The sequence below is a fragment of the Pseudarthrobacter sp. PvP004 genome, assembly GCF_017876035.1.
Classification (GTDB): domain Bacteria; phylum Actinomycetota; class Actinomycetes; order Actinomycetales; family Micrococcaceae; genus Arthrobacter; species Arthrobacter aurescens_A.
Genome location: NZ_JAGINL010000001.1, coordinates 421,249 through 446,825, shown reverse-complemented (window position 1 = coordinate 446,825; position 25,577 = coordinate 421,249). Strand labels below are relative to the sequence as shown.

Sequence of the window (25,577 nt, the reverse complement as noted above, 5' to 3'; positions counted from 1 at the left end):
GGTAGTTCCTCGAGCCTGTTTGCGCAGTGGCCGGGCCGCGGCTGTCGCCGCACCCCCGCCTCAAGCGCTCAGATGCCTTCCCGATACCGGAATTGCATCCGTTACCGGGAGATTACTCGCCGCGGGTTTTCTGGATGATCTCGTCGGCTACTGCCTTGGGGACCTCCGCGTAGCTGTTGAACGTCATGGAGTACACAGCGCGACCCTGGGTCTTGGACCGGAGGTCACCGATGTAGCCGAACATGCCGGACAGCGGAACGTGTGCACGGATAACCTTCACACCTGCAGCGTCTTCCATGGACTGCATCTGGCCACGACGGGCGTTCAGGTCACCAATAACATCACCCATGTATTCCTCAGGTGTGCGGACCTCAACATCCATCAGCGGTTCAAGCAGAACAGGGTTCGCCTTACGTGCAGCTTCCTTGAAAGCCATACGTCCGGCGATCTTGAACGCCATTTCCGAGGAGTCAACATCGTGGGACGCGCCATCAATCAGCGTGGCCTTGATACCGACAACCGGGTAACCGGCCAGGACGCCGTCGTTCAGTGCATCCTGGATACCAGCGTCAACGGACGGGATGTATTCGCGCGGAACGCGGCCACCAGTGACCTTGTTCTCAAACGCGTACAGCTCGCCGGAAGCGGTGTCCATGGGCTCGATCGCAATCTGGATCTTTGCGAACTGACCCGAACCACCGGTCTGCTTCTTGTGCGTGTAGTCAAGGCGCTCAACGGCGCGCTTGATGGTTTCGCGGTAAGCAACCTGCGGCTTGCCAACGTTTGCCTCGACCTTGAACTCGCGGCGCATGCGGTCCACCAGGATGTCCAGGTGGAGCTCGCCCATGCCGGCGATGATGGTCTGGCCCGTGTCTTCGTTGAGGGAGACCTGGAAGGTCGGGTCCTCAGCGGAGAGCTTCTGGATGGCCGTGGAGAGCTTCTCCTGGTCACCCTTGGTGTTGGGTTCGATCGCAACCGAGATCACGGGCTCCGGGAAGCTCATGGACTCGAGGACGATCTGGTTGTTCGCATCGCACAGGGTGTCGCCTGTGGTGGTGTCCTTCAGACCGATGGCTGCATAGATGTGGCCGGCGGTAGCGCCCTCGACGGGCATTTCCTTGTTGGCGTGCATCTGGAACAGCTTGCCGATGCGTTCCTTCTTGCCCTTGGTGGAGTTAACCACCTGGGCGCCAGCCTCGACGTGACCGGAGTACACGCGGACGAAGGTCAGCTGACCGAAGAACGGGTGCGCAGCAATCTTGAAGGCGAGGGCCGAGAACGGCTCGTCGGCAGACGGCTTGCGGGTGAGTTCCTTCTCTTCGTCGCGGGGATCGTGACCGATCATCGGCGGGACGTCGAGCGGGTTCGGCAGGAAGTCAACAACAGCGTCAAGCATCGGCTGGACGCCGCGGTTCTTGAAGGCAGAACCACAGAACACCGGGTAGAGCTCAGAGTTGATGGTCATCTTGCGGATGCCGGCTTTGATCTCTTCGAGGGTGAGTTCTTCACCTTCGAGGTACTTCTCCATGAGCTCTTCGGAAGCCTCGGCCACAGTCTCAACGAGCTGTGCACGGTACTCTTCGGCCTTGGCCTGGAGGTCCGCCGGGATTTCCTGCACTTCGTAGGAAGCGCCCATGGTGACGTCACCCTTAGCGTCGCCAGGCCAAACCAGGGCGCGCATTTCGAGGAGGTCAACAACACCGATGAAGTCGTTCTCAGCACCAATGGGCAGCTGCATAACCAGCGGCTTGGCACCAAGGCGGGAGATGATGGTATCTACGGTGAAGTAGAAGTCAGCACCCAGCTTGTCCATCTTGTTGACGAAGCAGATACGCGGAACGTTGTACTTGTCAGCCTGGCGCCAAACAGTCTCGGACTGCGGCTCCACGCCTTCCTTGCCGTCGAACACTGCGACTGCACCGTCGAGGACGCGCAAGGAGCGCTCAACCTCAACCGTGAAGTCAACGTGGCCCGGGGTGTCAATGATGTTGATCTGGTTCTTGTCCCAGAAGCAAGTCACGGCGGCAGACGTGATGGTGATGCCGCGTTCCTTTTCCTGTTCCATCCAGTCAGTCGTCGAAGCGCCGTCGTGCGTCTCGCCGATCTTGTGGTTCACACCCGTGTAGAACAGGATGCGCTCGGTAGTGGTGGTCTTGCCGGCATCGATGTGGGCCATGATGCCGATGTTGCGGACCTTATTAAGGTCGGTAAGCACGTCCTGTGCCACGGGGTCTCCCTTTCGGATGGACTACACGTTCGCCGCCGGCTCAGTGAGCCGGCGGCGTCCGGAAAGTTTTTACCAGCGGTAGTGTGCGAAGGCCTTGTTGGACTCGGCCATCTTGTGGGTGTCTTCGCGACGCTTCACAGCGGCACCAAGACCATTTGAGGCATCCAGGATTTCGTTCTGGAGGCGCTCGGTCATGGTCTTCTCGCGGCGGGCCTTGGAGTAGCCCACGAGCCAACGCAGAGCGAGAGCGGTGGAGCGACCCGGCTTGACCTCAACCGGAACCTGGTAGGTAGCGCCACCAACACGGCGTGAACGCACCTCGAGGGAAGGCTTGACGTTGTCCATGGCCTTCTTGAGAGCGGCAACGGGGTCGCCGCCGGACTTGGCACGTGCACCTTCGAGTGCACCGTAAACGATGCGCTCTGCGGTGGACTTCTTGCCGTCGACAAGAACCTTGTTGATCAGCTGCGTGACCAACGGGGAGCCGTAAACGGGATCGGAAACTAGCGGCCGCTTCGGGGCCGGACCCTTGCGAGGCATATTACTTCTTCTCCATCTTTGCGCCGTAACGGCTGCGAGCCTGCTTGCGGTTCTTGACACCCTGGGTGTCGAGTGCGCCGCGGACGATCTTGTAGCGGACACCCGGAAGGTCCTTAACACGACCACCACGGACGAGCACGATGGAGTGCTCCTGGAGGTTGTGGCCAACACCGGGGATGTAGGCGGTAACTTCTACGCCACCGTTGAGGCGCACACGTGCAACCTTACGAAGAGCCGAGTTCGGCTTCTTGGGGGTGGTGGTGTAAACGCGGGTGCAAACACCGCGGCGCATCGGGCTGCCCTTCAGCGCGGGAGCCTTGGTCTTGGAGACCTTCGGCGTGCGGCCCTTGCGGACCAGCTGGTTAATCGTAGGCACTTTCGTGTTCTCCGTTGTTTGATCTCTGCCCCCACACACAGGCGCCAGCCAGTGTAAACGTGGGAACTTTGGCGTTGCTCGTGCAGCCGGCCGAAACTCCGGTAGGCGTGCAAAAGTGCGGCATTCGTTGCGCATGTTGCCCGCAACCCGGAAACAGGCTCCACCCAGCACCATGAGAACAAAACCAAAATGATGCTGCGGCGGCCTTCATCCACTGCCACACAGAACAATTACCAAAAGTCTAGCACGGCTTGATCTGGCGCCTTAATCGGGTGTATGGAGGTCGACGGCGGAAGCCGGCTGCCGCCGTCGTCCTCCACTCCCCCGGCTTCCCGCCCGAAAAGCGGCGTTAACGGGTCAGGCCCCGCACTCACGAGTGCGGGGCCTGACCGTCAAAGCGCTAACTGCCGCTTCTAGCGGAAGTCGTTGCCGAGATCGTAGTCATCCAGCGGGATGGCGTGGAACTCGGGAGCACCGTCGCCACCCAGGGCGTCATAGGAGAAGTCGGTGAAAGCGCTGGGGCCCGTGAACAGGCTTGCCTTTGCTTCTTCCGTCGGCTCCACAGTGACCTCTGTGTAGCGGGGCAGACCCGTACCAGCCGGGATGAGCTTACCGATGATGACGTTTTCCTTGAGGCCGAGCAGAGGATCGCTCTTGCCTTCCATGGCCGCCTGCGTCAGGACGCGGGTGGTTTCCTGGAAGGAAGCAGCCGACAGCCAGGACTCGGTAGCCAAGGACGCCTTGGTGATACCCATGAGTTCCGGACGACCGGATGCCGGTGCCTTGCCCTCGGACACGACGCGGCGGTTCTCGTCCTCGAAGCGGGCGCGCTCTGCAAGCTCACCGGGGAGCAAGTCGGAGTCGCCGGACTCGATGACGGTAACGCGACGCAGCATCTGGCGGACAATAACCTCGACGTGCTTGTCGTGGATACCAATACCCTGGCTGCGGTAAACGCCCTGTACTTCGTCCACAAGGAACTTCTGTGCAGCACGAGGACCCATGATGCGCAGAACCTGCTTCGGGTCCACCGGACCGTTGATCAGCTTCTGGCCGACGCTGACGTGCTCGCCATCCTCGATGAGGAGACGGGAACGGCGCAGCACCGGGTAGGCAATCTCTTCGGAACCATCGTCCGGAGTGATGACCAAGCGCATCTGACGCTCGGACTCTTCAATGGTGATGCGGCCGGCTGCTTCAGCAATCGGTGCCACACCCTTCGGAGTACGGGCTTCGAAGAGCTCCTGGATACGGGGCAGACCCTGGGTGATGTCGTCGCCACCACCAGCGGAAACAGCACCACCGGTGTGGAACGTACGCATGGTCAGCTGTGTACCGGGCTCACCGATGGACTGTGCGGCGATGATGCCCACGGCCTCGCCGATGTCCACGGTCTTGCCGGTGGCCAGCGAACGGCCGTAGCAGAGTGCACAGGTACCCACCTTGGACTCACAGGTGAGTACGGAGCGGACCTTGACCTCGGTGATGCCTGCAGCCAGCAGCTGGTCGATAACGACGTCGCCGCAGTCGGTGCCGCCGGCAGCCAGGACGTTGCCCTGGGCATCGACGACGTCGACAGCCAGCGTACGTGCGTAGGCGCTGTTCTCGACGTTCTCATCCAGGACGAGCTCACCGTTGGAATCCGGCACGGCGATCGGGGTGACCAGACCGCGTTCGGTACCACAGTCCTCTTCGCGGACGATGACATCCTGCGAAACGTCCACCAGACGACGGGTCAGGTAACCCGAGTTGGCGGTACGGAGAGCGGTATCGGCCAGACCCTTACGGGCACCGTGCGTGGCGATGAAGTATTCCAGAACCGACAGGCCCTCGCGGTAGGAGGACTTGATCGGGCGAGGAATGATCTCACCCTTCGGGTTGGCCACAAGACCACGGATACCCGCAATCTGGCGGACCTGCATCCAGTTACCACGTGCACCGGAGGACACCATGCGGTTGATGGTGTTCATCGGGGACAGGCTGTCACGCATCGCCTGGGCGATTTCGTTGGTTGCCTTGTTCCAGATTTCGATCAGTTCCTGGCGACGCTCGTCGTCGTCGATCAGGCCCTTGTCGTACTGGCCCTGGATCTTGGCGGCCATGTTCTCGTAACCGGCCAGGATGGCAGGCTTGGAAGTAGGCACCTCGATGTCAGAGATGGCAACCGTGACACCCGAACGGGTGGCCCAGTAGAAGCCGGCATCCTTCAGGTTGTCCAGCGTTGCCGCGGTAACAACCTTCGGGTAGCGCTCTGCGAGGTCGTTGACGATACGGGACAGTTCGCCCTTGTCCGCAACAGCCTCAACCCACGGGTAATCCTCAGGCAGCGTCTGGTTGAAGATGACCTGGCCCAGGGAGGTTTCAACGAGAGCCGGCTGACCGGGCTCCCAACCTTCCGGAGCTTCCCATCCTGCGTAAGGCACGAAGTCGTCCAAACGGATCTTGACCTGGGAGTTCAGGTGCAGATCACGGGCGTCGTACGCCATGATGGCTTCCGAAACCGAGGAGAAGATACGGCCTTCGCCGGCGGAGCCGACGCGCTTGGTGGTCAGGTGGTACAGGCCGATGATCATATCCTGCGAAGGAAGGGTCACCGGACGGCCATCAGACGGCTTCAGGATGTTGTTCGAGGACAGCATCAGGATGCGTGCTTCGGCCTGGGCTTCCGGGCTCAGCGGCAGGTGGACTGCCATCTGGTCGCCGTCGAAGTCAGCGTTGAAGGCGCCACAAACCAACGGGTGAAGCTGGATTGCCTTGCCTTCCACAAGCTGGGGTTCGAAGGCCTGGATACCGAGGCGGTGCAGGGTAGGTGCACGGTTGAGCAGCACCGGGTGTTCGGTGATGATCTCTTCCAGCACGTCCCAAACCTGCGGACGGTAACGCTCAACCATGCGCTTGGCCGACTTGATGTTCTGTGCGTGGTTGAGGTCAACCAGGCGCTTCATCACGAACGGCTTGAAGAGCTCCAGGGCCATCTGCTTGGGCAGACCACACTGGTGCAGCTTCAGCTGCGGGCCGACGACGATAACCGAACGACCGGAGTAGTCAACGCGCTTGCCGAGGAGGTTCTGGCGGAAACGACCCTGCTTGCCCTTGAGCATGTCGCTCAGGGACTTCAGGGGACGGTTGCCCGGACCCGTAACGGGGCGGCCACGACGACCGTTGTCGAAGAGGCTGTCAACAGCTTCCTGAAGCATGCGCTTCTCGTTGTTGACGATGATCTCCGGAGCACCGAGGTCAAGCAGGCGCTTGAGGCGGTTGTTGCGGTTGATCACGCGGCGGTAGAGGTCGTTGAGGTCGGAGGTCGCGAAGCGGCCACCGTCCAGCTGGACCATCGGGCGCAGTTCCGGCGGGATCACCGGGACAGCGTCGAGAACCATGCCGAGCGGGCTGTTGTTGGTGGTCAGGAACGCGTTGACAACCTTCAGGCGCTTCAGGGCACGCGTCTTGCGCTGGCCCTTGCCGTTCTGGATGGTGTCGCGCAATGACTCAGCTTCAGCCTGCATGTCAAAGGTCTCGAGGCGCTTCTTGATGGCCTCGGCACCCATGGAGCCCTCGAAGTACAGTCCGTAACGGTCGCGAAGTTCGCGGTACAGGCCTTCGTCGCCTTCAAGGTCAGCGACCTTGAGGTTCTTGAAGCGGTCCCAAACCTGCTCAAGGCGCTCGATGTCGGCGTCGGCACGCTTGCGGACGTTCGCCATCTGACGGTCAGCAGAGTCGCGGGCCTTCTTCTTGTCGGCAGCCTTGGCGCCTTCGCCTTCAAGACGGGCAAGCTCGTCTTCAAGGTCGCGGGCGATCGTGGCGATGTCGCTGTCGCGGTTGTCCACCATCTGCTTCTTCTCGAGGTCGTGCTCGACCTGGAGGTTCGGCAATTCGGCGTGACGGCTTTCCGTGTCAACGCTGGTGATCATGTAAGCGGCGAAGTAGATGACCTTCTCAAGGTCCTTCGGTGCCAGGTCCAAAAGGTAGCCCAAGCGCGAAGGAACGCCCTTGAAGTACCAGATGTGGGTTACAGGCGCGGCCAACTCGATGTGGCCCATGCGCTCACGACGCACCTTGGCGCGGGTGACTTCAACGCCACACCGCTCGCAAATGATGCCCTTGAAGCGGACGCGCTTGTACTTGCCGCAGTAGCATTCCCAGTCGCGGGACGGGCCGAAGATCTTCTCGCAGAAGAGGCCGTCCTTCTCAGGCTTGAGCGTGCGGTAGTTGATGGTTTCCGGCTTCTTGACCTCACCGTAAGACCATCCGCGGATGTCTTCCGCGGTGGCGAGGCCGATCTGCATGAGGCCGAAGGAGGATTCGCTGGACATATGGTCCCTGTTCTCTCTTGTTCTCTAAATTCTGAAGTCTTGGTTACGGGAAGAGGGAGTTGTTCCGACGGACAGTTGTTGAGGCTGTCCGCCGGAACAGCTGCTAGACCTCTTCTACGGAACTGGGCTCTGCACGAGACAGATCGATGCCCAGTTCTTCCGCAGCCGTGAAGACTGCGTCATCAGAGTCACGCATTTCGATCGTGGTTCCGTCAGTGGAAAGAACTTCCACGTTCAGGCACAACGACTGCATTTCCTTGATCAAGACCTTGAAGGACTCGGGAACGCCAGGCTCAGGGATGTTCTCGCCCTTGACGATGGCTTCGTAGACCTTCACACGACCATGGATGTCATCCGACTTGATCGTGAGGAGTTCCTGAAGGGTGTAAGCGGCACCGTAAGCTTCGAGCGCCCACACTTCCATTTCACCGAAGCGCTGGCCACCGAACTGAGCCTTACCACCCAGCGGCTGCTGCGTGATCATGGAGTACGGGCCGGTGGAGCGCGCGTGGATCTTGTCGTCCACCAAGTGGTGGAGCTTCAGGATGTACATGTAACCGACGGAGATCGGGTCCGGGAACGGCTCGCCGGAGCGGCCGTCGAACAGACGGGTCTTGCCGGAGGAGTCAATCAGGCGGTCGCCATCGCGGGTCACGTTGGTGGAGTCAAGCAGGCCCGTGATTTCTTCTTCGCGGGCGCCATCGAACACCGGTGTGGCAACGGTGGTCTGGCCGGTTTCACGGGGCAGGTTCGGGAGGTTCTTGACCCACTCCGGCTCGCCTTCGATCTTCCAACCGGTCTTGGCAACCCAACCAAGGTGGGTTTCCAGAACCTGTCCAACGTTCATTCGACCCGGAACACCAAGCGGGTTCAGGACGATGTCCACCGGGGTACCGTCTGCAAGGAAGGGCATGTCCTCGATCGGAAGGATCTTGGAGATAACACCCTTGTTGCCGTGACGGCCGGCGAGCTTGTCGCCGTCGGTGATCTTACGCTTGGCTGCAACGTAGACGCGGACCAGCTGGTTCACGCCCGGGGGCAGTTCGTCGTCGTTGTCGCGGTCGAAGACGCGCACGCCGATGACCGTACCGGATTCGCCGTGGGGCACCTTCAAAGAGGTGTCGCGGACTTCGCGGGACTTCTCACCGAAGATGGCGCGGAGAAGGCGCTCTTCCGGGGTCAGTTCGGTTTCACCCTTAGGGGTGACCTTTCCGACCAGGATGTCGCCGGCTTCAACCTCGGCACCGATGTGGATGATGCCGCGCTCGTCCAGGCCTGCAAGGACTTCCTCGGACACGTTGGGGATGTCACGAGTGATTTCCTCGGCACCAAGCTTGGTGTCGCGGGCATCAATTTCGTGCTCCTCGATGTGAATGGAGGAAAGGACATCCTCAGCAACAATGCGCTGGGAGAGGATGATGGCGTCCTCGAAGTTGTGGCCTTCCCATGACATGAATGCCACGAGCAGGTTCTTACCGAGGGCGAGCTCACCCTGGTCCGTTGCGGGACCATCAGCGATGATGCCGCCAACTTCCAGGCGCTGGCCTTCGTTGACCAGGACACGGTGGTTGTAGCAGTTGCCCTGGTTGGAGCGGGCGAACTTGTTGATGCGGTAGTTGGTCTCAGTACCGTCGTCGTTGATCATGACAACGAGCTCGGCGGAAACCTCGGTGACCACACCTGCCTTCTTCGCGATGACAACGTCACCGGCGTCGACGGCTGCTGCGCGCTCCATGCCGGTGCCCACGAAAGGAGCCTCGGAACGGACCAGCGGCACGGCCTGGCGCTGCATGTTGGCACCCATGAGTGCACGGTTGGCATCGTCATGCTCAAGGAACGGGATCAGGGCCGTTGCCACGGACACCATCTGGCGCGGGGAAACGTCCATGAACTGAACGTCTGCGGCGGGAACCAGAACGGGCTCGCCTCCACCACCACGGGCACGGACAAGGACGGTCTCTTCGGAGAACTTCTTGTCAGCATCCAGGGGAGCGTTGGCCTGTGCGATCAGGACCTCTGCTTCGTCGTCAGCAGTGAGGTACTGGACCTCATCGGAAACGACGCCCTCGGAAACCAGGCGGTACGGCGTCTCGATGAAGCCGAACGGGTTGATGCGGCCGTAAGATGCCAGCGAACCGATCAGACCAATGTTCGGGCCTTCAGGGGTTTCGATGGGGCACATACGTCCGTAGTGGGACGGGTGAACGTCTCGAACTTCCATGCCTGCACGGTCACGGGACAGACCACCCGGGCCAAGTGCCGACAGGCGGCGCTTGTGGGTCAGACCCGACAGCGGGTTGTTCTGGTCCATGAACTGCGACAGCTGGGACGTTCCGAAGAACTCCTTGATGGCTGCCACAACGGGACGGATGTTGATCAGTGTCTGCGGCGTGATGGCCTCGACATCCTGCGTGGTCATGCGTTCGCGGACGACGCGTTCCATGCGGGAAAGACCTGTGCGGACCTGGTTTTCGATCAGTTCGCCCACGGCGCGGATGCGACGGTTGCCGAAGTGGTCGATGTCGTCGACGTCGACGCGGAGCTCGTGGTCTTCGCCGTCGCGCTTGCCCATGAGGGTCTTCTCGCCGGCGTGAAGCGCAACGAGGAACTTGATCATGGCAACGATGTCTTCAACGTGCAGGACCGAAGCTTCCTTGTCACCAAGGGAGCGGTCGATGCCGAGCTTGCGGTTGATCTTGTAACGGCCAACCTTGGCAAGATCGTAGCGCTTGGCGTTGAAGTACAGGTTGTCCAGCAGGGACTGGGCAGCCTCAACTGTGGGCGGCTCGCCCGGACGCAGCTTGCGGTAGATATCCAAAAGCGCGTCTTCGCGGGTTTCGGTGGCGTCCTTCTCCAGCGTTGCACGCATGGAGTCGTACTGGCCGAACTCTTCCAGGATCTGGCCTTCGGTCCAGCCGAGGGCCTTCAGGAGAACGGTGACCGACTGCTTGCGCTTGCGGTCGAGGCGTACGCCGACCTGGTCGCGCTTGTCGATTTCGAGTTCAAACCATGCACCACGGGACGGGATGATCTTCGCGGTGAAGATGTCCTTGTCACTGGTCTTGTCAGCGGTGCGCTCAAAGTAGGCGCCCGGTGAACGGACCAGCTGGGAGACAACGACGCGCTCGGTGCCGTTGACGACGAACGTTCCCTTTTCAGTCATGAGGGGGAAGTCGCCCATGAACACGGTCTGCTGCTTGATTTCGCCCGTGTTGTTGTTCATGAACTCGGCCTTGACATAAAGCGGGGCCGAGTAAGTGGCGTCACGGTCTTTGCATTCGGCCATGGTGTACTTCGGGTCAGCGAACTCCGGCTCGGAGAAGCTCAGGGACATGGTGCCCTGGAAATCCTCGATTGGGGAGATCTCTTCGAAGATGTCGGCAAGTCCGGAGGTAGTGGCGACGCTGAGGTCGCCCTCCTCGACAGCCTTCGCTACCCGCGCCTGCCAGCGTTCGTTTCCGACCAGCCAGTCAAAGCTGTCTGTCTGCAGGGCGAGAAGATTCGGAACGTCAAGCGGTTCGTGAATCTTTGCGAATGAGAGGCGGCGGGTGGCACCATCGGTGCTTGCCGTGTTAGCGGTTTCGTTATTAGAGGTGCTCGAGGCGACCAAGAGGGATCCTTCCACAGACCTTCAGGCGTTTTCAGATCTCCCCCGTTTGCATCCCGCAGAGTGCTCCGCAGAATACTTGTTCCGGTTCCGCTATATGACCCGGACCCAGTCCGCTTATGACAGTGCACGTTTCGGAACGGCACGTCAATGACGCAGCTGAGAGGTAAAGCCCACCGCTATATGAAGGCTGAAGGTTAACAGGGAAGACGCAAATATCTACGATACGGCAAAGCAGCCTTTCTGTCTACCCCAGATCGTCCGTGATTGCAAGCACCGTTGCTGCAGGCACCAATGCCGGGCAGATCCGCCAAGGAATGTGGAGAAGGGCACAATTGTTGAAGAGGTAGGCTGGCGCGCGCTCCGCGATAACCTTGCTACACCACTCCCGGATCGGAAGAGAGACCATGACCAACTCCGCTGACGACAATGACGTTGTCATCCTTGCTGCTTCCCGTACCCCGCAGGGGCGGCTCAACGGGCAATTAGCGGGATTCACCGCCGTCGACCTTGGCGCACACGCCATAACCGCCGCCCTGGCAGCCAGTGGGGTCAAAGCCGAACAGGTGGACGCTGTGATCATGGGCCAGGTCCTTCAGGCAGGTGCGGGTCAGAATCCGGCCCGGCAGAGCGCCATCGCCGCGGGTGTTGGCTGGAACATCCCTGCCGTCACTATCAACAAAGTGTGCCTGTCCGGCCTCACGGCTGTCATTGATGCCGCGCGCATGATCCGCAGCGGCGACGCCACCGTGGTTGTTGCCGGGGGCCAGGAATCCATGACCCGCGCACCGCACCTGCTCCCCGGATCCCGGCAGGGATGGACGTACGGAGCCATCCAGGCTTTGGACGTCGCTGCGCATGACGGCCTCACCGATGCTTTTGATGGACAGTCCATGGGCTTGTCCACGGAAACGAAGAACGTCACGCTCGGCATCGACCGCAAGGCCCAGGACGAAGTCGCGGCGGCCTCGCACCAGCGCGCCGCTGCCGCCATCGCGGACGGAACTTTCGACGTCGAAATCGCGCCGGTACGCGTCAAGCAGCGCAAGGGCGATCCCCTGGTGCTCACCACGGATGAAGGCGTTAGGCCCAACACCACCGTTGAGACGCTGGCTCCACTGAAGGCTGCCTTCGCCACCGACGGCACCATTACTGCCGGGAACTCTTCTCCCCTGTCCGACGGCGCCTCCGCACTGGTGCTGACCAGTCGCCGCTTCGCCAAGGACAACGGGCTGGACTACCTTGCCGTTGTAGGCAAGCCCGGGCAGGTTGCAGGACCTGACAATTCGCTGCACTCCCAGCCGTCGAACGCCATCGCCCAGGCGTTGAAGCGTGCCGGCTGGACGGCAGAGGACCTGGATTTCATCGAAATCAATGAGGCTTTCGGTTCTGTGGCCGTCCAGTCGCTCAAGGACCTCCGTTACCCCTTGGAGAAGTGCAACATCCATGGCGGCGCCATTGCCTTGGGCCACCCCATCGGAGCATCCGGAGCACGCCTGGCACTCCACGCGGCCCACGAGCTCAAACGCCGGGGAACCGGAAAAGCGGCTGTCTCGCTGTGCGGAGGCGGAGGCCAGGGTGAAGCCCTCCTCCTGTACCGCGACTGATGGCTGACGAATCGGTCGCACCCGGGATGGACGGTGCCGAGCGCTTCTTGTCCGACGCCGCCGCGCGCGGGCTGGATGTTGACGTCGTCGAGCGCCCGGCTGCCCGCAGCCTGGAAGAGGCTGCCGGCATCCTGGGCATCAGCCCCGCGGACATCGTGAAGTCATTGGTGGTCAAGCACCGCGATGGCAGCTTCCTATTTGCGCTCATTCCGGGGGACCGGCAGATCTCCTGGCCCAAGCTGCGAGCCCTGGTGGGCGTCAATAAGCTCTCACTCCCCCATGCCGACGTGGCCTTGGCCGCCACCGGCTACGAGCGCGGGACCATCACTCCGCTGGGCAGCACCACGCCCTGGCCTGTGTACGCCGACGCCACCATTACCGGGCGTCGCATCTCCATGGGCGCCGGAGCGCACGGCCGGAGTGCTTTCGTGGACGCAGACGCACTCACGGCTGCCCTGGGCGCGGTAGTCGCAGACATCAGCGAACCCAACTAAGTAGCAATTGAGTGCTTAAACGCAGGAAGCCCCGCCCGGCGAACCGGACGGGGCTTCCACAAGCAAGACGAGTTACTTGAGGGTAACCGTTGCGCCAGCTTCTTCGAGCTGAGCCTTTGCCTTCTCGGCAGCTTCCTTGGTGGCGCCTTCGAGAACAGCCTTCGGTGCGCTGTCAACCAGGTCCTTGGCTTCCTTGAGGCCGAGGGAGGTGATGGCGCGAACTTCCTTGATCACTGCGATCTTCTTGTCGCCAGCAGCTTCGAGAACGACGTCGAATTCGGTCTTCTCTTCAGCAGCTTCAGCAGCACCGCCGGCAGCGGGGCCAGCAACTGCAACAGCAGCAGCCGTAACTTCGAAGGTCTCTTCGAAGAGCTTGACGAACTCGGAGAGCTCGATGATGGTCAGTTCCTTGAAAGCTTCAATGAGCTCTTCGTTGCTGAGCTTCGCCATGGTGGCGTCCTTCCATTAGTTGGTGCAGATCCGGGCTAAGCCTGTCCATGCACCAGAGTTTGATTGAGGGGAGAACTTAGTTCTCTTCGGTTGCAGCTTCGGCGGCTTCGGCCGGAGCCGCAACCTCTTCAGCAGCAGCCTCTTCAGCGGCCGGGGCTTCTTCAGCGGCCGGTGCAGATGCGCCGCCCTCTTCTTCAAGCTTGAGGCGCAGAGCGTCGATGATGCGTGCAGCAGCGGATGCGGGAGCCTTGAGGACACCAGCAACACGTGCAAGCTGCAGCTCGCGGGACTCGAGGGCTGCCAGTGCGGCAACTCCTGCTGCGTCCAATGCCTTGCCTTCGAAGACGCCGGTCTTGATAACCAGCTGCTTGTTGGCCTTGGCAAAGTCCGTCAGGCTCTTGGCAGCAGCAACAGCGTCACCCTTGATGAAGGCGATTGCAGTAGGGCCGGCGAGCTGATCGTTGAATGCTTCAACTCCAGCTTCCTTGGCTGCAATGGCACTCAGGGTGTTCTTGACGACCGAGAACTTGGTGTCCTGGCCGAGCGCAACACGCAGTTCCTTGAGCTGTGCAACAGTGAGCCCGCGGTATTCGGTCAGGACAGCCGCGTTCGATTCCTTGAAATCGTTGGTGATCTCTGCAACTGCGGAGATCTTGCTAGGCGTTGTCATAACCCTCCTTCCGGGGAATAAAGCCGGTCTTCCGGGTCCCCGCTCGAGAGCTAAAACTAAAAAACGCCCCGCGCAGATGCACGGGGCTTGGCTCAACACAGTTTGATCCGCGGAGACTTGCTTCGTTCACCTGCGCCGGCCGCCCTATGTTCAGGGTCCTTCGTCAAGGAATTCACTTTTGCCTCAGGGGCGCAGCTACAGAATTGAGCTGTGCTCGAAAGAGTGGATTCCCATCAACCGACGGTCTTTGGTACTTCAAGGTTACGGGAGAGTGTTCGGCAAACCAAATCGGCCCCTGCCTAGTCGGATGACGTGGCGCCCGACAACCTGCCCGGAAGTTCCTTCTGCCACAGTCCGGTGACACCCGCAGTGGTGAATCCCAGCTGCTTGTTCACGGTCAGGAGGTACCTGTTCTCGGGGGCGTTCCAGGTATAGATGACCCGGGCGTCCGGGAACTGCTCACTCAGCCGTTCCATGTTGGCAACCTTGATCAACAAGCCGAGCTTGTTACCCCGGTGCTCCTGCAGGACCAGCGTATCGTCCTGAAAAACCACGTCCTGGCGGTGTGCAAGGACACTGATGGTTGTCAGGCCCACCAGCCGCCCGCTCTCAACATGCTCGACGGCGGTCACCACCGTGCGCCGACCCTGCGCCAAGGCTGCGTCCTCAGTTTCGCGGAGTACGGTTGCGTCGAAAACCATTCCGCTCGCTTCAACTTCCGGCGCGTCTTCGTCCCCTTCGTCACGGACTACCTCACCAGCGGCGTTTTCCAGCGCGGCCACGGCTTCCAGCCAGGGCTCGGGGCAACGGTCCGTCCAGTGGTGCAGCGTGTACCTGCCCCCATTGGCTTCTTCGGCTTCGAGCTGCAGGTCTCCCACAAGCTTGGAATCCAGGGGCAAGACGCATGAGCTGAACTGTTCGATGTGCTGAAGGGTGTATCCGGCCCGCTTGGCGAAGTCCACCTCCCTGCTGCTCACAGGAACAAAACCAGCGCCGCTCCCCGGAATCAACTGATCCTCGGGTATCTCAGTGAGCGACGTTGCCGGATGGTTGGTATCCACCAAGGCCATGGTTCGTCCCTCTGCCCGCGCGAGCTGCTCCGCGGCCTCCAGCAACTGACGGCCGACTCCTTGCCCCTGGAACTCGGGAAGGATGTCCAAGGTGAACTCAGCCAGGTCAAGGTTGTCCGCCAATGGCAAGGCAATGTCCACCGTGCCCACAATGACGCCCTCTACTTTTGCCACCAGAAGAACTTGGCGCTCATAGGGGTCGGATAACTCCAACAGCTTTTCCAAGGGCGTGTAGGCGAGGTCGTCGCTCCCCCAGGTCTCCATGCGTACCCGACGCCCCACTTCAACGGCGTCCAGGAAATCAGCGGCGTCGGGGCTGTCCAGGGTGTCAGGCACCCACAGCTGCTCGATGTGAACGGTCTTCGCCTCGTCTACAGTCATTCCAGCCGTTTCTGCCATTCGCCGTCAAAGCCGGAAGGCTTGAATCCTAGGGCGATATTTATGGCCAGCATATGCCGGTTTTCATTGGCGTTCCACGTCATCACCGACGTGGCGGCCGGCCACAACTTCTGAACACGGCGAAGATTGGCAATCTTGACCAGCATGCCAAGGCGATGACCGCGGTGCCCGGGAGCAACCAACGTGTCCTCCTGGTAGACCATGCCCGGGGTGGCTTCGCGGTGGGTGAGGACGGTGTAGGCCGCCAGCTCCCCCGTGGCGTCATGTCGGGCAACAGCCGCAGTGAAAGCAACCCCGCCTGCCAGCCAGGTGGATTCCTCAAGACGGACGCGGTTGGCATCCCATTCCTCGCCCTCCCAGCCCAGGCCTGCGATAGGCACCTCAGTGCTCATGACGCTTTTTAGCCTGGCGAACATGTCCACTAGGTCATCAGGGCAGCGATCCTTCCAGCCGATCACGCTGTAGCCGGCTGCCCGCGTTGTTGCCTGCTCTTCCAGCTCCCGCAGGAGCTCTTCCTCGACCGGAAGGGGCCGCGTGCTGTTGGTTTCCACCTGCTCCAGGGAATAGCCGTGGTGCAAGGCGAAAGCCGTGGAGGCCGTATCCAGCGGGACGCCGCCAGTACCGGACTTTGCCTCCAACAACCCGGCACCCGGGACGAGGAGCCTGATTGGCTCAGAGCAAAACGCATCAAAGGACACGCGATCCCGCTCCCGGGCCTGTTCTTCCAGCACAGCGAGGATCTTCGACCCAAAGCCCCGCCGACGATAGGCGGAGTCCACCATGACGTCCACACCCGCCGTCGTCGTGTTTTCACTCAGCGGTAACGTCAGCGTGCCGCGGCCCACCACAACCCCGTCGAGGCGCGCCAGGAACACGTGCCGTTCTTCGTAGTCATTGCCCTGCCAGAAGAGGACAGCTTCGGCCAGTGTGGAGCAACGGTCCAGGTCCCCCCACAGTTCCAGGTGGTGGGCAACGTCCAGCTCGTGGAAGGAGCGGAACTCGGGCGCCCCCTCGGCGTCAGGATTTGAGGGGACCGGGATTCTGTCCACAAACAACCTGCCGTTTGCGGAAGAGTTCGACGACGACACGCACCACAGCCTACGGCGCTCCTTCGGCGCTGAACAGGGAAAAGGCAAAGAAAAAGGACCGCCCGGCAAAAGCCGGACGGTCCTTTATCAGAGCAAGAGCTCGCGAAGCTTACGCGTCGACGAGAACCTTGGTGACGTTCGGGTCAACGGTGATGCCCGGACCGAACGTGGTGGCAACGGTAGCCTTCTGAATGTAGCGGCCCTTGGAAGCGGACGGCTTCAAACGAAGCACCTCTTCCAGTGCAGCTGCGTAGTTCTCAGCCAGCTTGTTGACGTCGAAGGACACCTTGCCGATGATGAAGTGCAGGTTCGAGTGCTTGTCGACGCGGAAGTCGATCTTGCCGCCCTTGATGTCGTTGACAGCCTTGGTGACGTCCGGGGTAACCGTGCCGGTCTTCGGGTTCGGCATCAGGTTACGCGGGCCGAGGACCTTACCCAGACGGCCAACCTTGCCCATGAGGTCAGGGGTTGCCACTGCGGCGTCGAAGTCGGTCCAGCCGGCTGCGATCTTTTCGATCAGGTCATCGGAACCAACGAAGTCGGCGCCGGCAGCGATTGCTGCTTCAGCCTTGTCGCCCGTTGCGAAAACGAGGACGCGGGCGGTCTTACCGGTGCCGTGAGGCAGGTTGACGGTGCCACGAACCATCTGGTCAGCCTTACGCGGGTCAACGCCCAGGCGGAAAGCGACCTCAACGGTTGCGTCGAACTTGGAAGGATTGGTGTCCTTCGCGAGGGTGATGGCCTCGATCGGGGCGTAGACCTTGTCTGCCTCGATCTTGGCTACGGCTGCCTCATATGCTTTGCTGCGCTTTGCCATGCTGCTATTTCTCCTTGTGCAGTTGTGGTCTGCGGACCGCGCTGGGCCCTGCCACAAGCCGCGGATCCGGCAAGGATCCTGCGACATTTCAATGTTTCAGATGCCGGTTGCCCGGCGGGTGAAGGCCACAAGGGCCCTCGAAGGTTACTAGCCTTCTACGGTGATGCCCATGGAGCGGGCGGTGCCTGCGATGATCAAAGCAGCTGCCTTGATGTCGTTGGCGTTGAGGTCTTCCATCTTGGTGGAAGCAATTTCCTCGACCTGTGCCTGGGTCAGCTTGGCAACCTTGACGGTGTGCGGGGTAGCCGAACCCTTGGCGACGCCTGCAGCCTTCTTGATGAGCTCTGCGGCCGGCGGGGTCTTGGTGATGAAGGTGAAGGAACGGTCTTCGTAAACCGTGATTTCAACCGGGATAACGTTTCCGCGCTGGGATTCCGTTGCAGCGTTGTACGCCTTGCAGAATTCCATGATGTTGACACCGTGCTGGCCAAGCGCAGGACCGATCGGCGGAGCCGGGTTAGCGGCACCTGCCTGGATCTGCAGCTTGATGAGGCCGGTGACCTTCTTCTTGGGAGCCAATGTAGGGTCCTTCTCTCAATAGCTTCCTGGGACACAGGAGCGCGTCCCAGGTTGGTGGCCGCCATGGCGAGGCGGCCGGCCGCTCCCGAACTGCTAAGCAGGCAGGACTGGAGCGAAATTTTGGAATCAGCTAGATCTTGGTGACCTGGTTGAATGCGAGCGTCACCGGGGTTTCGCGCTCGAAGATCGAGACCAGAACCACAAGGGTCTGGGACTCGGGCTTGATCTCGGAGATCGTAGCCGGGAGGGTCTCGAACGGACCTTCCTTGACGATGACCGACTCGCCGACCTCGAAGTCGACGGCCACGGGAGCCTGGTTCTGCTTGTTGACGGGCTTGCCCTGCTCTGCCTGCTCTTCTTCGAAGACCGGGGCGAGCATGGAGAAGACCTCATCAAGCCGCAGCGGGACGGGGTTGTGAGCGTTGCCCACAAAGCCGGTGACACCCGGCGTGTGGCGGACCGCGCCCCAGGAGGCGTCCGTCAGGTCCATGCGGACAAGGACGTAGCCGGGAATGCGGACGCGGTTGATGACCTTGCGCTGCGCGTTCTTGATCTCGACGACCTCTTCCATGGGCACCTGGATCTCGAAGATGTAATCTTCCATGTCCAGGGTCTGGATGCGGGTCTCGAGGTTAGCCTTCACGCGGTTCTCGTAACCGGCGTAGGAGTGGATGACGTACCAGTCACCTTCCTGGCGGCGCAGCTTGCCCTTGAATTCTTCAGCCGGATCGGCCGGCGCTGCAGCAGCAGCAACTGCCAGGTCGTCGCCGTCGGACTCCTCCGAAGCGTCTGCTTCGTCGGAAGCGTCGTCGGCGTCGGACGCGTCATCGGACTCGGCGTCTACGTCAGCTTCGAAGTCCTCTTCGGAATCGTCGGTGTCGGCAGATTCGGGCGCAGCAGAATCAACCTCGGACTCTTCCACGACAATTGCCGTGGCGTCGGCTGAGTCCTCGGCGGTTCCGCCCAGCTCAGTCTCGTTTACCTCGAGCTCCTGCTCAGACACTTGGTCTCCTGCTTCCTCATTGCCTAACATGCCTATTTAAATGGCTCAATTCCGCAAACCCCGCAAAATCCCTGAAGTATCAAAGAATTTCACACAGTTTGCGGACAGATCCGCTTATTGGTCCACAGCCCCTGTGCCACCGAAGACCCAACTGGCTCCCGTCCCGAAGGCGATGTCCAGCAGGCTGACGATGAGCATCATGATGGCCACGAACACCAGCACCACGAGCGTGTAATTGATCAGTTCCTTGCGGGTGGGCGCAACGACCTTCTTCAGTTCACCAATGACCTGGCGGACGAAAAGTGCAATACGGGCGAAGAAGCCGCGATCGGCTTTCTTGGCGGGACGGCCCTTCGAGCTGCTGGCAGCTGTTTCGGTCACCTGGTCCTCACTCACCTTGCAAAGTCGTTGACCCGACTCTGATCAGAGCCATGGTTGCTGCGCGTGCCCCGGCGTTTCCGCCGGAACAGCTTGCGCAGGGCAGACAGGACTCGAACCTGCAACCTGCGGTTTTGGAGACCGCTGCGCTACCAATTGCGCCACTACCCTATGGATCGAATCCATGTTTCAGGCCGCACTTCAGCCTGTGGTGCTTTTCAACACCGGTGAACCAGTCTACGCAAGAAATTCGCGATAGTCGAACCGGCCCGATTCCGGACCTCCCAGCCCTAAAAGCCTGTGACCAGCATTATCAGTCACAAAGTTCTGCAGGCACCCGGGAGCTCCGCAGAACAGCATAAGGTAGTTTACGTCGAATCCCATCATCCAGCCCACGAGCTGCCTGCGAAGAACGGTACATAGATGTCTGCCGGAACAACTACCGCCCGCATTTCACAGCGAATCTCCGCCATTGCAGAGTCCGCCACCCTTGCCGTTGACGCCAAGGCCAAGGCACTGAAGGCCGCGGGACGTCCCGTGATCGGTTTTGGTGCCGGCGAGCCCGACTTCCCCACCCCGGACTACATCGTCCAGGCCGCCATTGAGGCAGCCAGCCAGCCGAAGTACCACCGCTACTCCCCCGCAGGTGGGCTCCCCGAGTTGAAGAAGGCCATCGCCGAGAAGACCCTGCGGGACTCCGGCTACCAGGTTGACCCTTCCCAGGTCCTGGTGACCAACGGCGGCAAGCAGGCCGTCTACAACACCTTCGCAACGCTGGTGGATCCGGGCGACGAAGTCATCATTCCCACCCCCTTCTGGACCACCTACCCGGAAGCCATCCGGCTCGCCGGCGGGGTGCCCGTTGAGGTCTTCGCCGGACCGGAACAGGGCTACCTGGTAACCATCGAGCAGCTTGAGGCCGCACTGACGGACAAGACCAAGATCCTGCTGTTCGTCTCCCCGTCCAACCCCACCGGCGCCGTCTACAGCCCGGAACAGGTTGCGGAGATCGGCAAGTGGGCAGCGTCCAAGGGACTCTGGGTTGTCACTGACGAGATCTACGAGCACCTCACGTACGACGGTGTTGAGTTCACGTCCATCGCCACTGCTGCACCGGAATTGGGCGACAAAGTTGTCATCCTCAACGGCGTTGCCAAGACCTACGCCATGACCGGCTGGCGAGTGGGTTGGATGATCGGCCCTGCCGACGTCATCAAGGCCGCCACCAACCTGCAGTCGCACGCGACGTCCAACGTCTCCAACATTATGCAGATCGCAGCCGCAGCAGCCCTCACAGGTCCGCTGACCGCCGTCGACGAGATGAAGGTTGCCTTCGACCGCCGCCGCAAGGCCATTGTTGCCGGCCTGAACGCGATCGAAGGCGTTGACTGCCCGACGCCGACCGGTGCCTTCTACGTCTACGCGGACGTCCGCGGCCTGCTGGGTAAGGAATTCGAGACCTCCAACGGTCCCGTCCGCCCGGAAACTTCCGCTGAACTTGCCACGCTCATCCTCGACGAAGTTGAAGTTGCCGTGGTCCCGGGCGAGGCGTTCGGCCCGTCAGGCTACGTGCGCCTGTCCTACGCGCTCGGCGACGAAGACCTCGCCGAGGGTGTCCGCCGGATGCAGGAATTCCTGGGCAACGCCAAGTAGCTTTCCTTCGGTCCGGAGCGTGGCTTCCTGACCCTCTTTGATGCTGATTCAGCCCTTGGGCAACCGCAACAGGTTGCCCAAGGGCTGATCTGTTTCCACAGAAGGTCAGGAAGCTCCACCTCTGGTTGCGGCTCCGACGTGTGCCGCTACCACCCACTTCGGCCACACCAAGACCCACAGCTCGCCCACCCCACGGAGTGTTGGGGTAGCAGGGATCCAAAGTAGGTGATGGCGGACCGCATGCCATCGTGGGATGTGAGAAAGCGCCCAGCCCAAGCCCGCGGGATGTGAGAGAGCGTTAGAGGAGGCGGCGCTCCGCAGCCCACTTGGTGAGTTCGTGGCGACTGGAAAGCTGGAGCTTCCTCAGAACTGCCGACACGTGCGTTTCCACCGTCTTGATGGAGATGAACAGCTCTTTGGCCACCTCCTTGTAGCTGTAACCCCGGGCGATGAGACGCATGACTTCCAGTTCGCGGGCGGAGAGCTTGTCCAGTTCATCGTCAGCGATGTCAGCGGGAGCGGTCCCGAAAGCGTCCAGCACGAAACCTGCCAATCGCGGCGAGAAGACGGCGTCGCCATCGGCCACCCGGATGACGGCGTCGGAAATCTCCTTGCCGGAAATCGTCTTGGTGACGTATCCACGTGCGCCGGCACGGATAACCGAGACCACGTCCTCAGCGGCGTCGGACACACTCAGGGCCAGGAAGCTGGTGGTGGCAAGCAATGCGGCGGAGCCGGCGATGACTTCACGGCCGCCACCGCCCAGTCCGCCCGGAAGGTGAACGTCCAGGAGCACCACTTCGGGGAGGCTCCCGGCTATGACGGCGATGGCCTGTTCCACGGTTCCGGCTTCGCCCACAACGTTGATGCGTTCGTCGAGGTCCGCCTTCAATCCTGAGCGGAAGATGGTGTGGTCGTCCACGATGACCACACGTACCCTGCGTCCGGAACCACTCTCAGGGCTATTGTTCATTACTTCGCTTCTCCATTCCGCTGTTCGTGGGCGTCCACACTGACTGACGGAAGGGCCAAGCGGACTTCCGTTCCGTCGCTGCTGCTGTTGATGACCGCCGTGCCCCCGTGCCGCTTCATGCGGCCGATGATTGACTCCTTCACGCCCAGCCTGTCATCCGGGACAGCATCAGGGTCGAACCCCGGGCCGCGGTCCTTGATGAAGATCTCTGTACTACCGGCGGTGCTCTCCAGATAGACGGATACCGTTCCGCCGCCATGTCGGGCGGCATTGAGCATGGCTTCCCTGGCTGCTTGGACCAGGGCCTCGTGCCGGTCCGTCATCTCAGTGTCTCCGACCGTGACAACCTCCACGGCGTGCCCATGGGAGTCTTCCACTTCGGCGGCGACAGCCTTGATCCGGTCTGCCAGGAGCCCGGACTCCTTGGCGGGATCACTGAACAGCCAGGTCCGGAGTTCACGTTCCTGGGCCCTCGCAAGCCGGATCACGTCCTGCTCGGAACCCGCCCTGCGTTGAATGAGCGCCAAGGTTTGAAGTACGGAGTCGTGCAAGTGGGCAGCGATCTCCGCACGCTCCGTTTCACGGACCCTGCCGGCCCGTTCGGCTTCGAGGTCCTTCCAGAACTTCAGCCCCCACGGGAGCAGCACCAGGGCAACTCCGCCCAGGACAGCAACGGAGGCCAGCAATGCCAGCCAGGTCTGCTCCCATGATCCCGAACCGGACACCATCACCAAGACGCCGGCCACCACCAGGGCCAAGCCGGCTGCCAGGCGCGTCCATCCACCTGCTTGGTCGGCCTTCGTCTTGTCCACCAAGCCTGCTCGCCGGGTCTCATCGAGCTGCATCCAGGCAATCGCTGCGCCACCCAGGATGGCGGCGGCCGGAATGAGCGTGCCCAGAGGGACGTCGACGCCGAACTGGCGGGCGATCAGGATTGCCCCCACCAGGAGCAGTGCCGCTCCGAGCAGGATTTCCTTGCCGTACTGGATCTTGCGGAACGAGAACCAGGACGACAATGTAGTTCCACTGCCGTTGCCAGCCCGATCTCGGGATCCAGCCCAGTCCCACGAGGATGAGGCGCTGCCAAAGACGGAAGGTTCGGCGGCAGGCACGGCGCCTGCAGTGAGGATAGGACCGCTACCGGCGACTGAACCGTTTCCCGGGATGGAATCACTCGCCGGATCAGAATCCACGCCCACCACTGAGCCCAACACCGGAGGTGCGCCGGCCACCGCAGGCCAGGCTCCGGCGTCGTACGCTGTTGGCGCCGCAGGAGAGCCAGCGGTAGGGACGGACGCAGGCGGCAGGCTCACCGCAGGAGCAATGGGCGACGCCGGCCGACGGGCATTGCGCTTGGCGTTCTCATCCGCGGTGGGAACCATTGTCCACAGCCACGCGTAGAAGGCCACGCCTGCTCCACCGGCGAAACAGGCAAGGATCATGCCAAGGCGGACCAACTTGACCGGCCAGCCCAAATGATCAGCCAAACCGCTGCAAACGCCCGCGATCATGCGGTCGCTGCTGCGGACCAGCGTGGGGCGTTGTACAGCGGTTGTCATGTACCAATCCAAACACGGATCAGGGTGCCCCGGACCGAAAACCGGCGTTGTTCGGGGGTCGCTCAGGGATCACTCAGGGTATCCCCCAGTAGAGGGCAGGGTGGTCCGGGCGGCAGGATCGAAGTATGAACGCGAACAGCATGAACCCAGAGGAACCCGGAACGCCTGGCACCGCCGGCGCATCCGGCTCCAGCGCCAACACCGGCGCTTCCACCGGCGCCTCGGGTGCCACGTCCGGGGCGCCTTCGGGGACACCTGGAGAATCCGGCGCCCCGTCGGGAACAGGTACCAGCGGCAGCTACCCGCCAGCCGGCAGTGCTCCCCAAGCGTCCCAGCAGAACTTCTTCGACTGGATCCGCAACCAAGGCGTGCGCCGGGGGCCGGACCGTTGGATCGGCGGCGTCGCAAGCGGTGTGGCCCACCGGTTCGGCATCGACCCCCTGATTGTGCGGGGCATCTTCATTGTCCTGGCACTCTTTGCAGGTGTTGGCGTGCTGCTGTACGGCGTGGCCTGGGCGCTCCTGCCCGAGCCTGACGGCCGTATCCATGTGCAGGAAGCCGCCGCGGGCCGCTGGTCCGGGGGCATGACGGGTGCGTTGATCACCACCATCATCGGATTGCCGAGCCTGGGCCGCGGTTTCTGGGGCTGGGGCTGGGACGGACTCCCCGGCCTGTTCTGGACACTGTTCTGGATGGGCGGCGTCTTCTACCTCATCTACTTCCTGGTCCAACGCAACAAAGCTTCGAAGGGAACTGCGCCTGTGGGCCAGGAAAACTACTCCGCGCCCGGCGGCACAGCAGCTTACGGGACGCCCACGTCCTATGGGGCCCCTGCCACCTACGGGAGCACGGCAACGTCCAACACCGGTGTACCTGTCTACGGCGCAGGCCAGCAAGGCACCAAGCCACATTACGGGGCAGCACCGTCAGCCGGCGGCTCGTACGCCCCCACCGGCGGGTACGGTTCCGGCACCGGCCCCACCCCGCCCTCCGGCCCGCGTCCGCCGTACGGTCCCACTCCCCCAGGCGGCTGGCAGCCCAAGCCCGCTGCCCCGACGCGCAGAGGCCCGGGAGCTGCGATCGTGTCAGTTTCAGCCGGTGCAGCGCTCCTTGCCGGGGGCACCTTGAAAGCCCTCGATGCCGGTAACGTCATTGAGCTGGGCAACTCTGGCAACGCTGTCGTGTGGGCCACAGGTGCCGCCGTCCTGGGTTTGGGCATCCTCGTCGCGGGGCTTCGTGGGCGGACGTCTGGGTTCCTTGGCTTCCTGGCTGTGGTTGCCCTGATCATTGGTGGAATCTTCAACGTGGTCCCCAGGAACGGCGACCGCTTCACCTTCCGTGATGTGAACTGGGCCCCCACCAGCGTGGCGCAGGCACAGGAAGGCATCGATATCACCGGCGCAAAGGGCTTGGTGGACTTGAGCGACATCACCATGACCCCGCCCTTGGTGTCCGAAGTCCTGATTCCGGTTGACGCCACCGCCAGCAACGTCACGGTGGTCATTCCCGACGACGTCCCCGTGGAAGTCAGGGCGGACATGACGTTCGGCAACCTGAACGAGCGCGGCACGGATCGTGGCGGCCGGCTCCAGGATGACAGGACGCTGTACAACACCGAAAAGCCCGGAGCCAACCTCGTGGTGGAAATTGACGGCACGTTCAGCAACGTGACCATCCAGGAAGGAAACTGACATGAACACCAATGAGCCAGGCAAGGCCCGCGAAGCGCAGCCAACCGAGCCGGTCTCCAAGCAAACGCACCCCACGGAGGCCC

The 25,577-nt window shown here is 61.7% G+C and carries 19 protein-coding genes and 1 tRNA gene; 4 read left to right on the top strand and 16 right to left on the bottom strand.

Translation table 11 applies throughout. The features are described 5' to 3' along the window. Nucleotides 1-112 precede the first annotated feature (112 nt). From fusA to rpoB, 5 genes are all read right to left on the bottom strand, one after another. On the bottom strand, nucleotides 113-2,227 hold the full coding sequence (fusA, locus tag J3A64_RS01960) for an elongation factor G (RefSeq protein WP_011775599.1): 2,115 nt from the start codon (nucleotides 2,225-2,227) through the stop codon (nucleotides 113-115). Between the two features lie 69 nt (nucleotides 2,228-2,296). Continuing rightward, a complete protein-coding gene (gene rpsG / locus J3A64_RS01955) occupies nucleotides 2,297-2,767 on the bottom strand; it encodes a 30S ribosomal protein S7 (protein ID WP_003803829.1) in 471 nt (156 codons plus the stop codon). Between the two features lies 1 nt (nucleotide 2,768). Next, nucleotides 2,769-3,143, bottom strand: a complete 375-nt coding sequence (gene rpsL, locus J3A64_RS01950; RefSeq protein WP_009358312.1) for a 30S ribosomal protein S12 — start codon at nucleotides 3,141-3,143, stop codon at nucleotides 2,769-2,771. A 413-nt stretch (nucleotides 3,144-3,556) separates the two neighbouring features. Next, entirely contained in the window at nucleotides 3,557-7,456 is a 3,900-nt protein-coding gene (locus tag J3A64_RS01945; protein WP_011775600.1) for a DNA-directed RNA polymerase subunit beta', read from the bottom strand. 103 nt (nucleotides 7,457-7,559) lie between these two features. Continuing rightward, nucleotides 7,560-11,066 carry a DNA-directed RNA polymerase subunit beta gene (gene rpoB, locus J3A64_RS01940; RefSeq protein ID WP_043471397.1) on the bottom strand — a complete coding sequence of 1,169 codons (3,507 nt, stop codon included), beginning with the start codon at nucleotides 11,064-11,066 and terminating at the stop codon, nucleotides 7,560-7,562. 404 nt (nucleotides 11,067-11,470) lie between these two features. Between rpoB and J3A64_RS01935 the strand changes: the two genes are divergently transcribed. Both J3A64_RS01935 and J3A64_RS01930 read left to right on the top strand, forming a co-directional pair. Next, complete coding sequence (locus J3A64_RS01935) at nucleotides 11,471-12,670, top strand: acetyl-CoA C-acetyltransferase (protein WP_011775602.1); 1,200 nt, start codon at nucleotides 11,471-11,473, stop codon at nucleotides 12,668-12,670. After that, nucleotides 12,670-13,164, top strand: coding sequence for an aminoacyl-tRNA deacylase (locus J3A64_RS01930; RefSeq protein ID WP_014922390.1), 495 nt, complete (start codon nucleotides 12,670-12,672; stop codon nucleotides 13,162-13,164). The genes J3A64_RS01935 and J3A64_RS01930 overlap by 1 nt, the downstream gene beginning before the upstream one ends. A gap of 72 nt (nucleotides 13,165-13,236) precedes the next feature. Here the strand turns inward: J3A64_RS01930 and rplL are convergent, their stop codons facing one another. The 9 genes from rplL to J3A64_RS01885 form a co-directional block, all read right to left on the bottom strand. Next, the gene (gene rplL, locus J3A64_RS01925) at nucleotides 13,237-13,614 is read right to left on the bottom strand and encodes a 50S ribosomal protein L7/L12 (protein WP_011775604.1); all 378 of its coding nucleotides are present in this window, start codon (nucleotides 13,612-13,614) and stop codon (nucleotides 13,237-13,239) included. A 76-nt stretch (nucleotides 13,615-13,690) separates the two neighbouring features. Next, nucleotides 13,691-14,284, bottom strand: a complete 594-nt coding sequence (gene rplJ, locus J3A64_RS01920; protein WP_011775605.1) for a 50S ribosomal protein L10 — start codon at nucleotides 14,282-14,284, stop codon at nucleotides 13,691-13,693. A gap of 299 nt (nucleotides 14,285-14,583) precedes the next feature. After that, nucleotides 14,584-15,753: a GNAT family N-acetyltransferase gene (locus J3A64_RS01915; RefSeq protein ID WP_014922391.1), complete on the bottom strand. Its 1,170-nt coding sequence runs from the start codon at nucleotides 15,751-15,753 to the stop codon at nucleotides 14,584-14,586. After that, nucleotides 15,732-16,841, bottom strand: a complete 1,110-nt coding sequence (locus J3A64_RS01910; RefSeq protein WP_210063539.1) for a GNAT family N-acetyltransferase — start codon at nucleotides 16,839-16,841, stop codon at nucleotides 15,732-15,734. Before J3A64_RS01910 ends, J3A64_RS01915 begins: the two co-directional genes overlap by 22 nt. 109 nt (nucleotides 16,842-16,950) lie before the next feature. After that, the gene (gene rplA / locus J3A64_RS01905; RefSeq protein WP_011775608.1) at nucleotides 16,951-17,658 is read right to left on the bottom strand and encodes a 50S ribosomal protein L1; all 708 of its coding nucleotides are present in this window, start codon (nucleotides 17,656-17,658) and stop codon (nucleotides 16,951-16,953) included. Nucleotides 17,659-17,805: 147 nt separating this feature from the next. Beyond that, nucleotides 17,806-18,237, bottom strand: a complete 432-nt coding sequence (gene rplK / locus J3A64_RS01900) for a 50S ribosomal protein L11 (protein WP_011775609.1) — start codon at nucleotides 18,235-18,237, stop codon at nucleotides 17,806-17,808. A gap of 130 nt (nucleotides 18,238-18,367) precedes the next feature. Continuing rightward, nucleotides 18,368-19,240, bottom strand: coding sequence for a transcription termination/antitermination protein NusG (nusG, locus tag J3A64_RS01895; RefSeq protein ID WP_043470507.1), 873 nt, complete (start codon nucleotides 19,238-19,240; stop codon nucleotides 18,368-18,370). 114 nt (nucleotides 19,241-19,354) lie between these two features. Continuing rightward, nucleotides 19,355-19,636: a preprotein translocase subunit SecE gene (gene secE / locus J3A64_RS01890; RefSeq protein WP_011775611.1), complete on the bottom strand. Its 282-nt coding sequence runs from the start codon at nucleotides 19,634-19,636 to the stop codon at nucleotides 19,355-19,357. Between the two features lie 80 nt (nucleotides 19,637-19,716). Next, nucleotides 19,717-19,789, bottom strand: a tRNA-Trp gene (locus J3A64_RS01885). Between the two features lie 252 nt (nucleotides 19,790-20,041). Here J3A64_RS01885 and J3A64_RS01880 point away from each other — a divergent pair. After that, nucleotides 20,042-21,271 carry a pyridoxal phosphate-dependent aminotransferase gene (locus tag J3A64_RS01880; RefSeq protein ID WP_210063538.1) on the top strand — a complete coding sequence of 410 codons (1,230 nt, stop codon included), beginning with the start codon at nucleotides 20,042-20,044 and terminating at the stop codon, nucleotides 21,269-21,271. Nucleotides 21,272-21,569: 298 nt separating this feature from the next. Here J3A64_RS01880 and J3A64_RS01875 read toward each other — a convergent pair whose 3' ends face one another. Beyond that, a complete protein-coding gene (locus J3A64_RS01875; protein ID WP_210063537.1) occupies nucleotides 21,570-22,244 on the bottom strand; it encodes a response regulator transcription factor in 675 nt (224 codons plus the stop codon). Then, nucleotides 22,244-23,803: a PspC domain-containing protein gene (locus J3A64_RS01870; RefSeq protein ID WP_210063536.1), complete on the bottom strand. Its 1,560-nt coding sequence runs from the start codon at nucleotides 23,801-23,803 to the stop codon at nucleotides 22,244-22,246. The genes J3A64_RS01875 and J3A64_RS01870 overlap by 1 nt, the downstream gene beginning before the upstream one ends. 125 nt (nucleotides 23,804-23,928) lie before the next feature. On the opposite strand from J3A64_RS01870, the gene J3A64_RS01865 reads away from it, so the two are divergent. Beyond that, nucleotides 23,929-25,494: a PspC domain-containing protein gene (locus J3A64_RS01865; protein WP_210063535.1), complete on the top strand. Its 1,566-nt coding sequence runs from the start codon at nucleotides 23,929-23,931 to the stop codon at nucleotides 25,492-25,494. The last annotated feature ends 83 nt before the right edge of the window (nucleotides 25,495-25,577 follow it).

What these genes read in the sequence shown, in the direction of transcription:
- J3A64_RS01945 (WP_011775600.1), bottom strand. Translation starts at nt 7,456, where the DNA reads ATGTCCAGCGAATCCTCCTTCGGCCTCATGCAGATCGGCCTCGCCACC.
- J3A64_RS01930 (WP_014922390.1), top strand. Translation starts at nt 12,670, where the DNA reads ATGGCTGACGAATCGGTCGCACCCGGGATGGACGGTGCCGAGCGCTTC.
- J3A64_RS01865 (WP_210063535.1), top strand. Translation starts at nt 23,929, where the DNA reads ATGAACGCGAACAGCATGAACCCAGAGGAACCCGGAACGCCTGGCACC.
- J3A64_RS01875 (WP_210063537.1), bottom strand. Translation starts at nt 22,244, where the DNA reads ATGAACAATAGCCCTGAGAGTGGTTCCGGACGCAGGGTACGTGTGGTC.
- J3A64_RS01915 (WP_014922391.1), bottom strand. Translation starts at nt 15,753, where the DNA reads ATGGCAGAAACGGCTGGAATGACTGTAGACGAGGCGAAGACCGTTCAC.
- J3A64_RS01870 (WP_210063536.1), bottom strand. Translation starts at nt 23,803, where the DNA reads ATGACAACCGCTGTACAACGCCCCACGCTGGTCCGCAGCAGCGACCGC.
- rplL (WP_011775604.1), bottom strand. Translation starts at nt 13,614, where the DNA reads ATGGCGAAGCTCAGCAACGAAGAGCTCATTGAAGCTTTCAAGGAACTG.
- rplA (WP_011775608.1), bottom strand. Translation starts at nt 17,658, where the DNA reads ATGGCAAAGCGCAGCAAAGCATATGAGGCAGCCGTAGCCAAGATCGAG.
- J3A64_RS01880 (WP_210063538.1), top strand. Translation starts at nt 20,042, where the DNA reads ATGTCTGCCGGAACAACTACCGCCCGCATTTCACAGCGAATCTCCGCC.
- rplJ (WP_011775605.1), bottom strand. Translation starts at nt 14,284, where the DNA reads ATGACAACGCCTAGCAAGATCTCCGCAGTTGCAGAGATCACCAACGAT.
- rpsG (WP_003803829.1), bottom strand. Translation starts at nt 2,767, where the DNA reads ATGCCTCGCAAGGGTCCGGCCCCGAAGCGGCCGCTAGTTTCCGATCCC.
- J3A64_RS01935 (WP_011775602.1), top strand. Translation starts at nt 11,471, where the DNA reads ATGACCAACTCCGCTGACGACAATGACGTTGTCATCCTTGCTGCTTCC.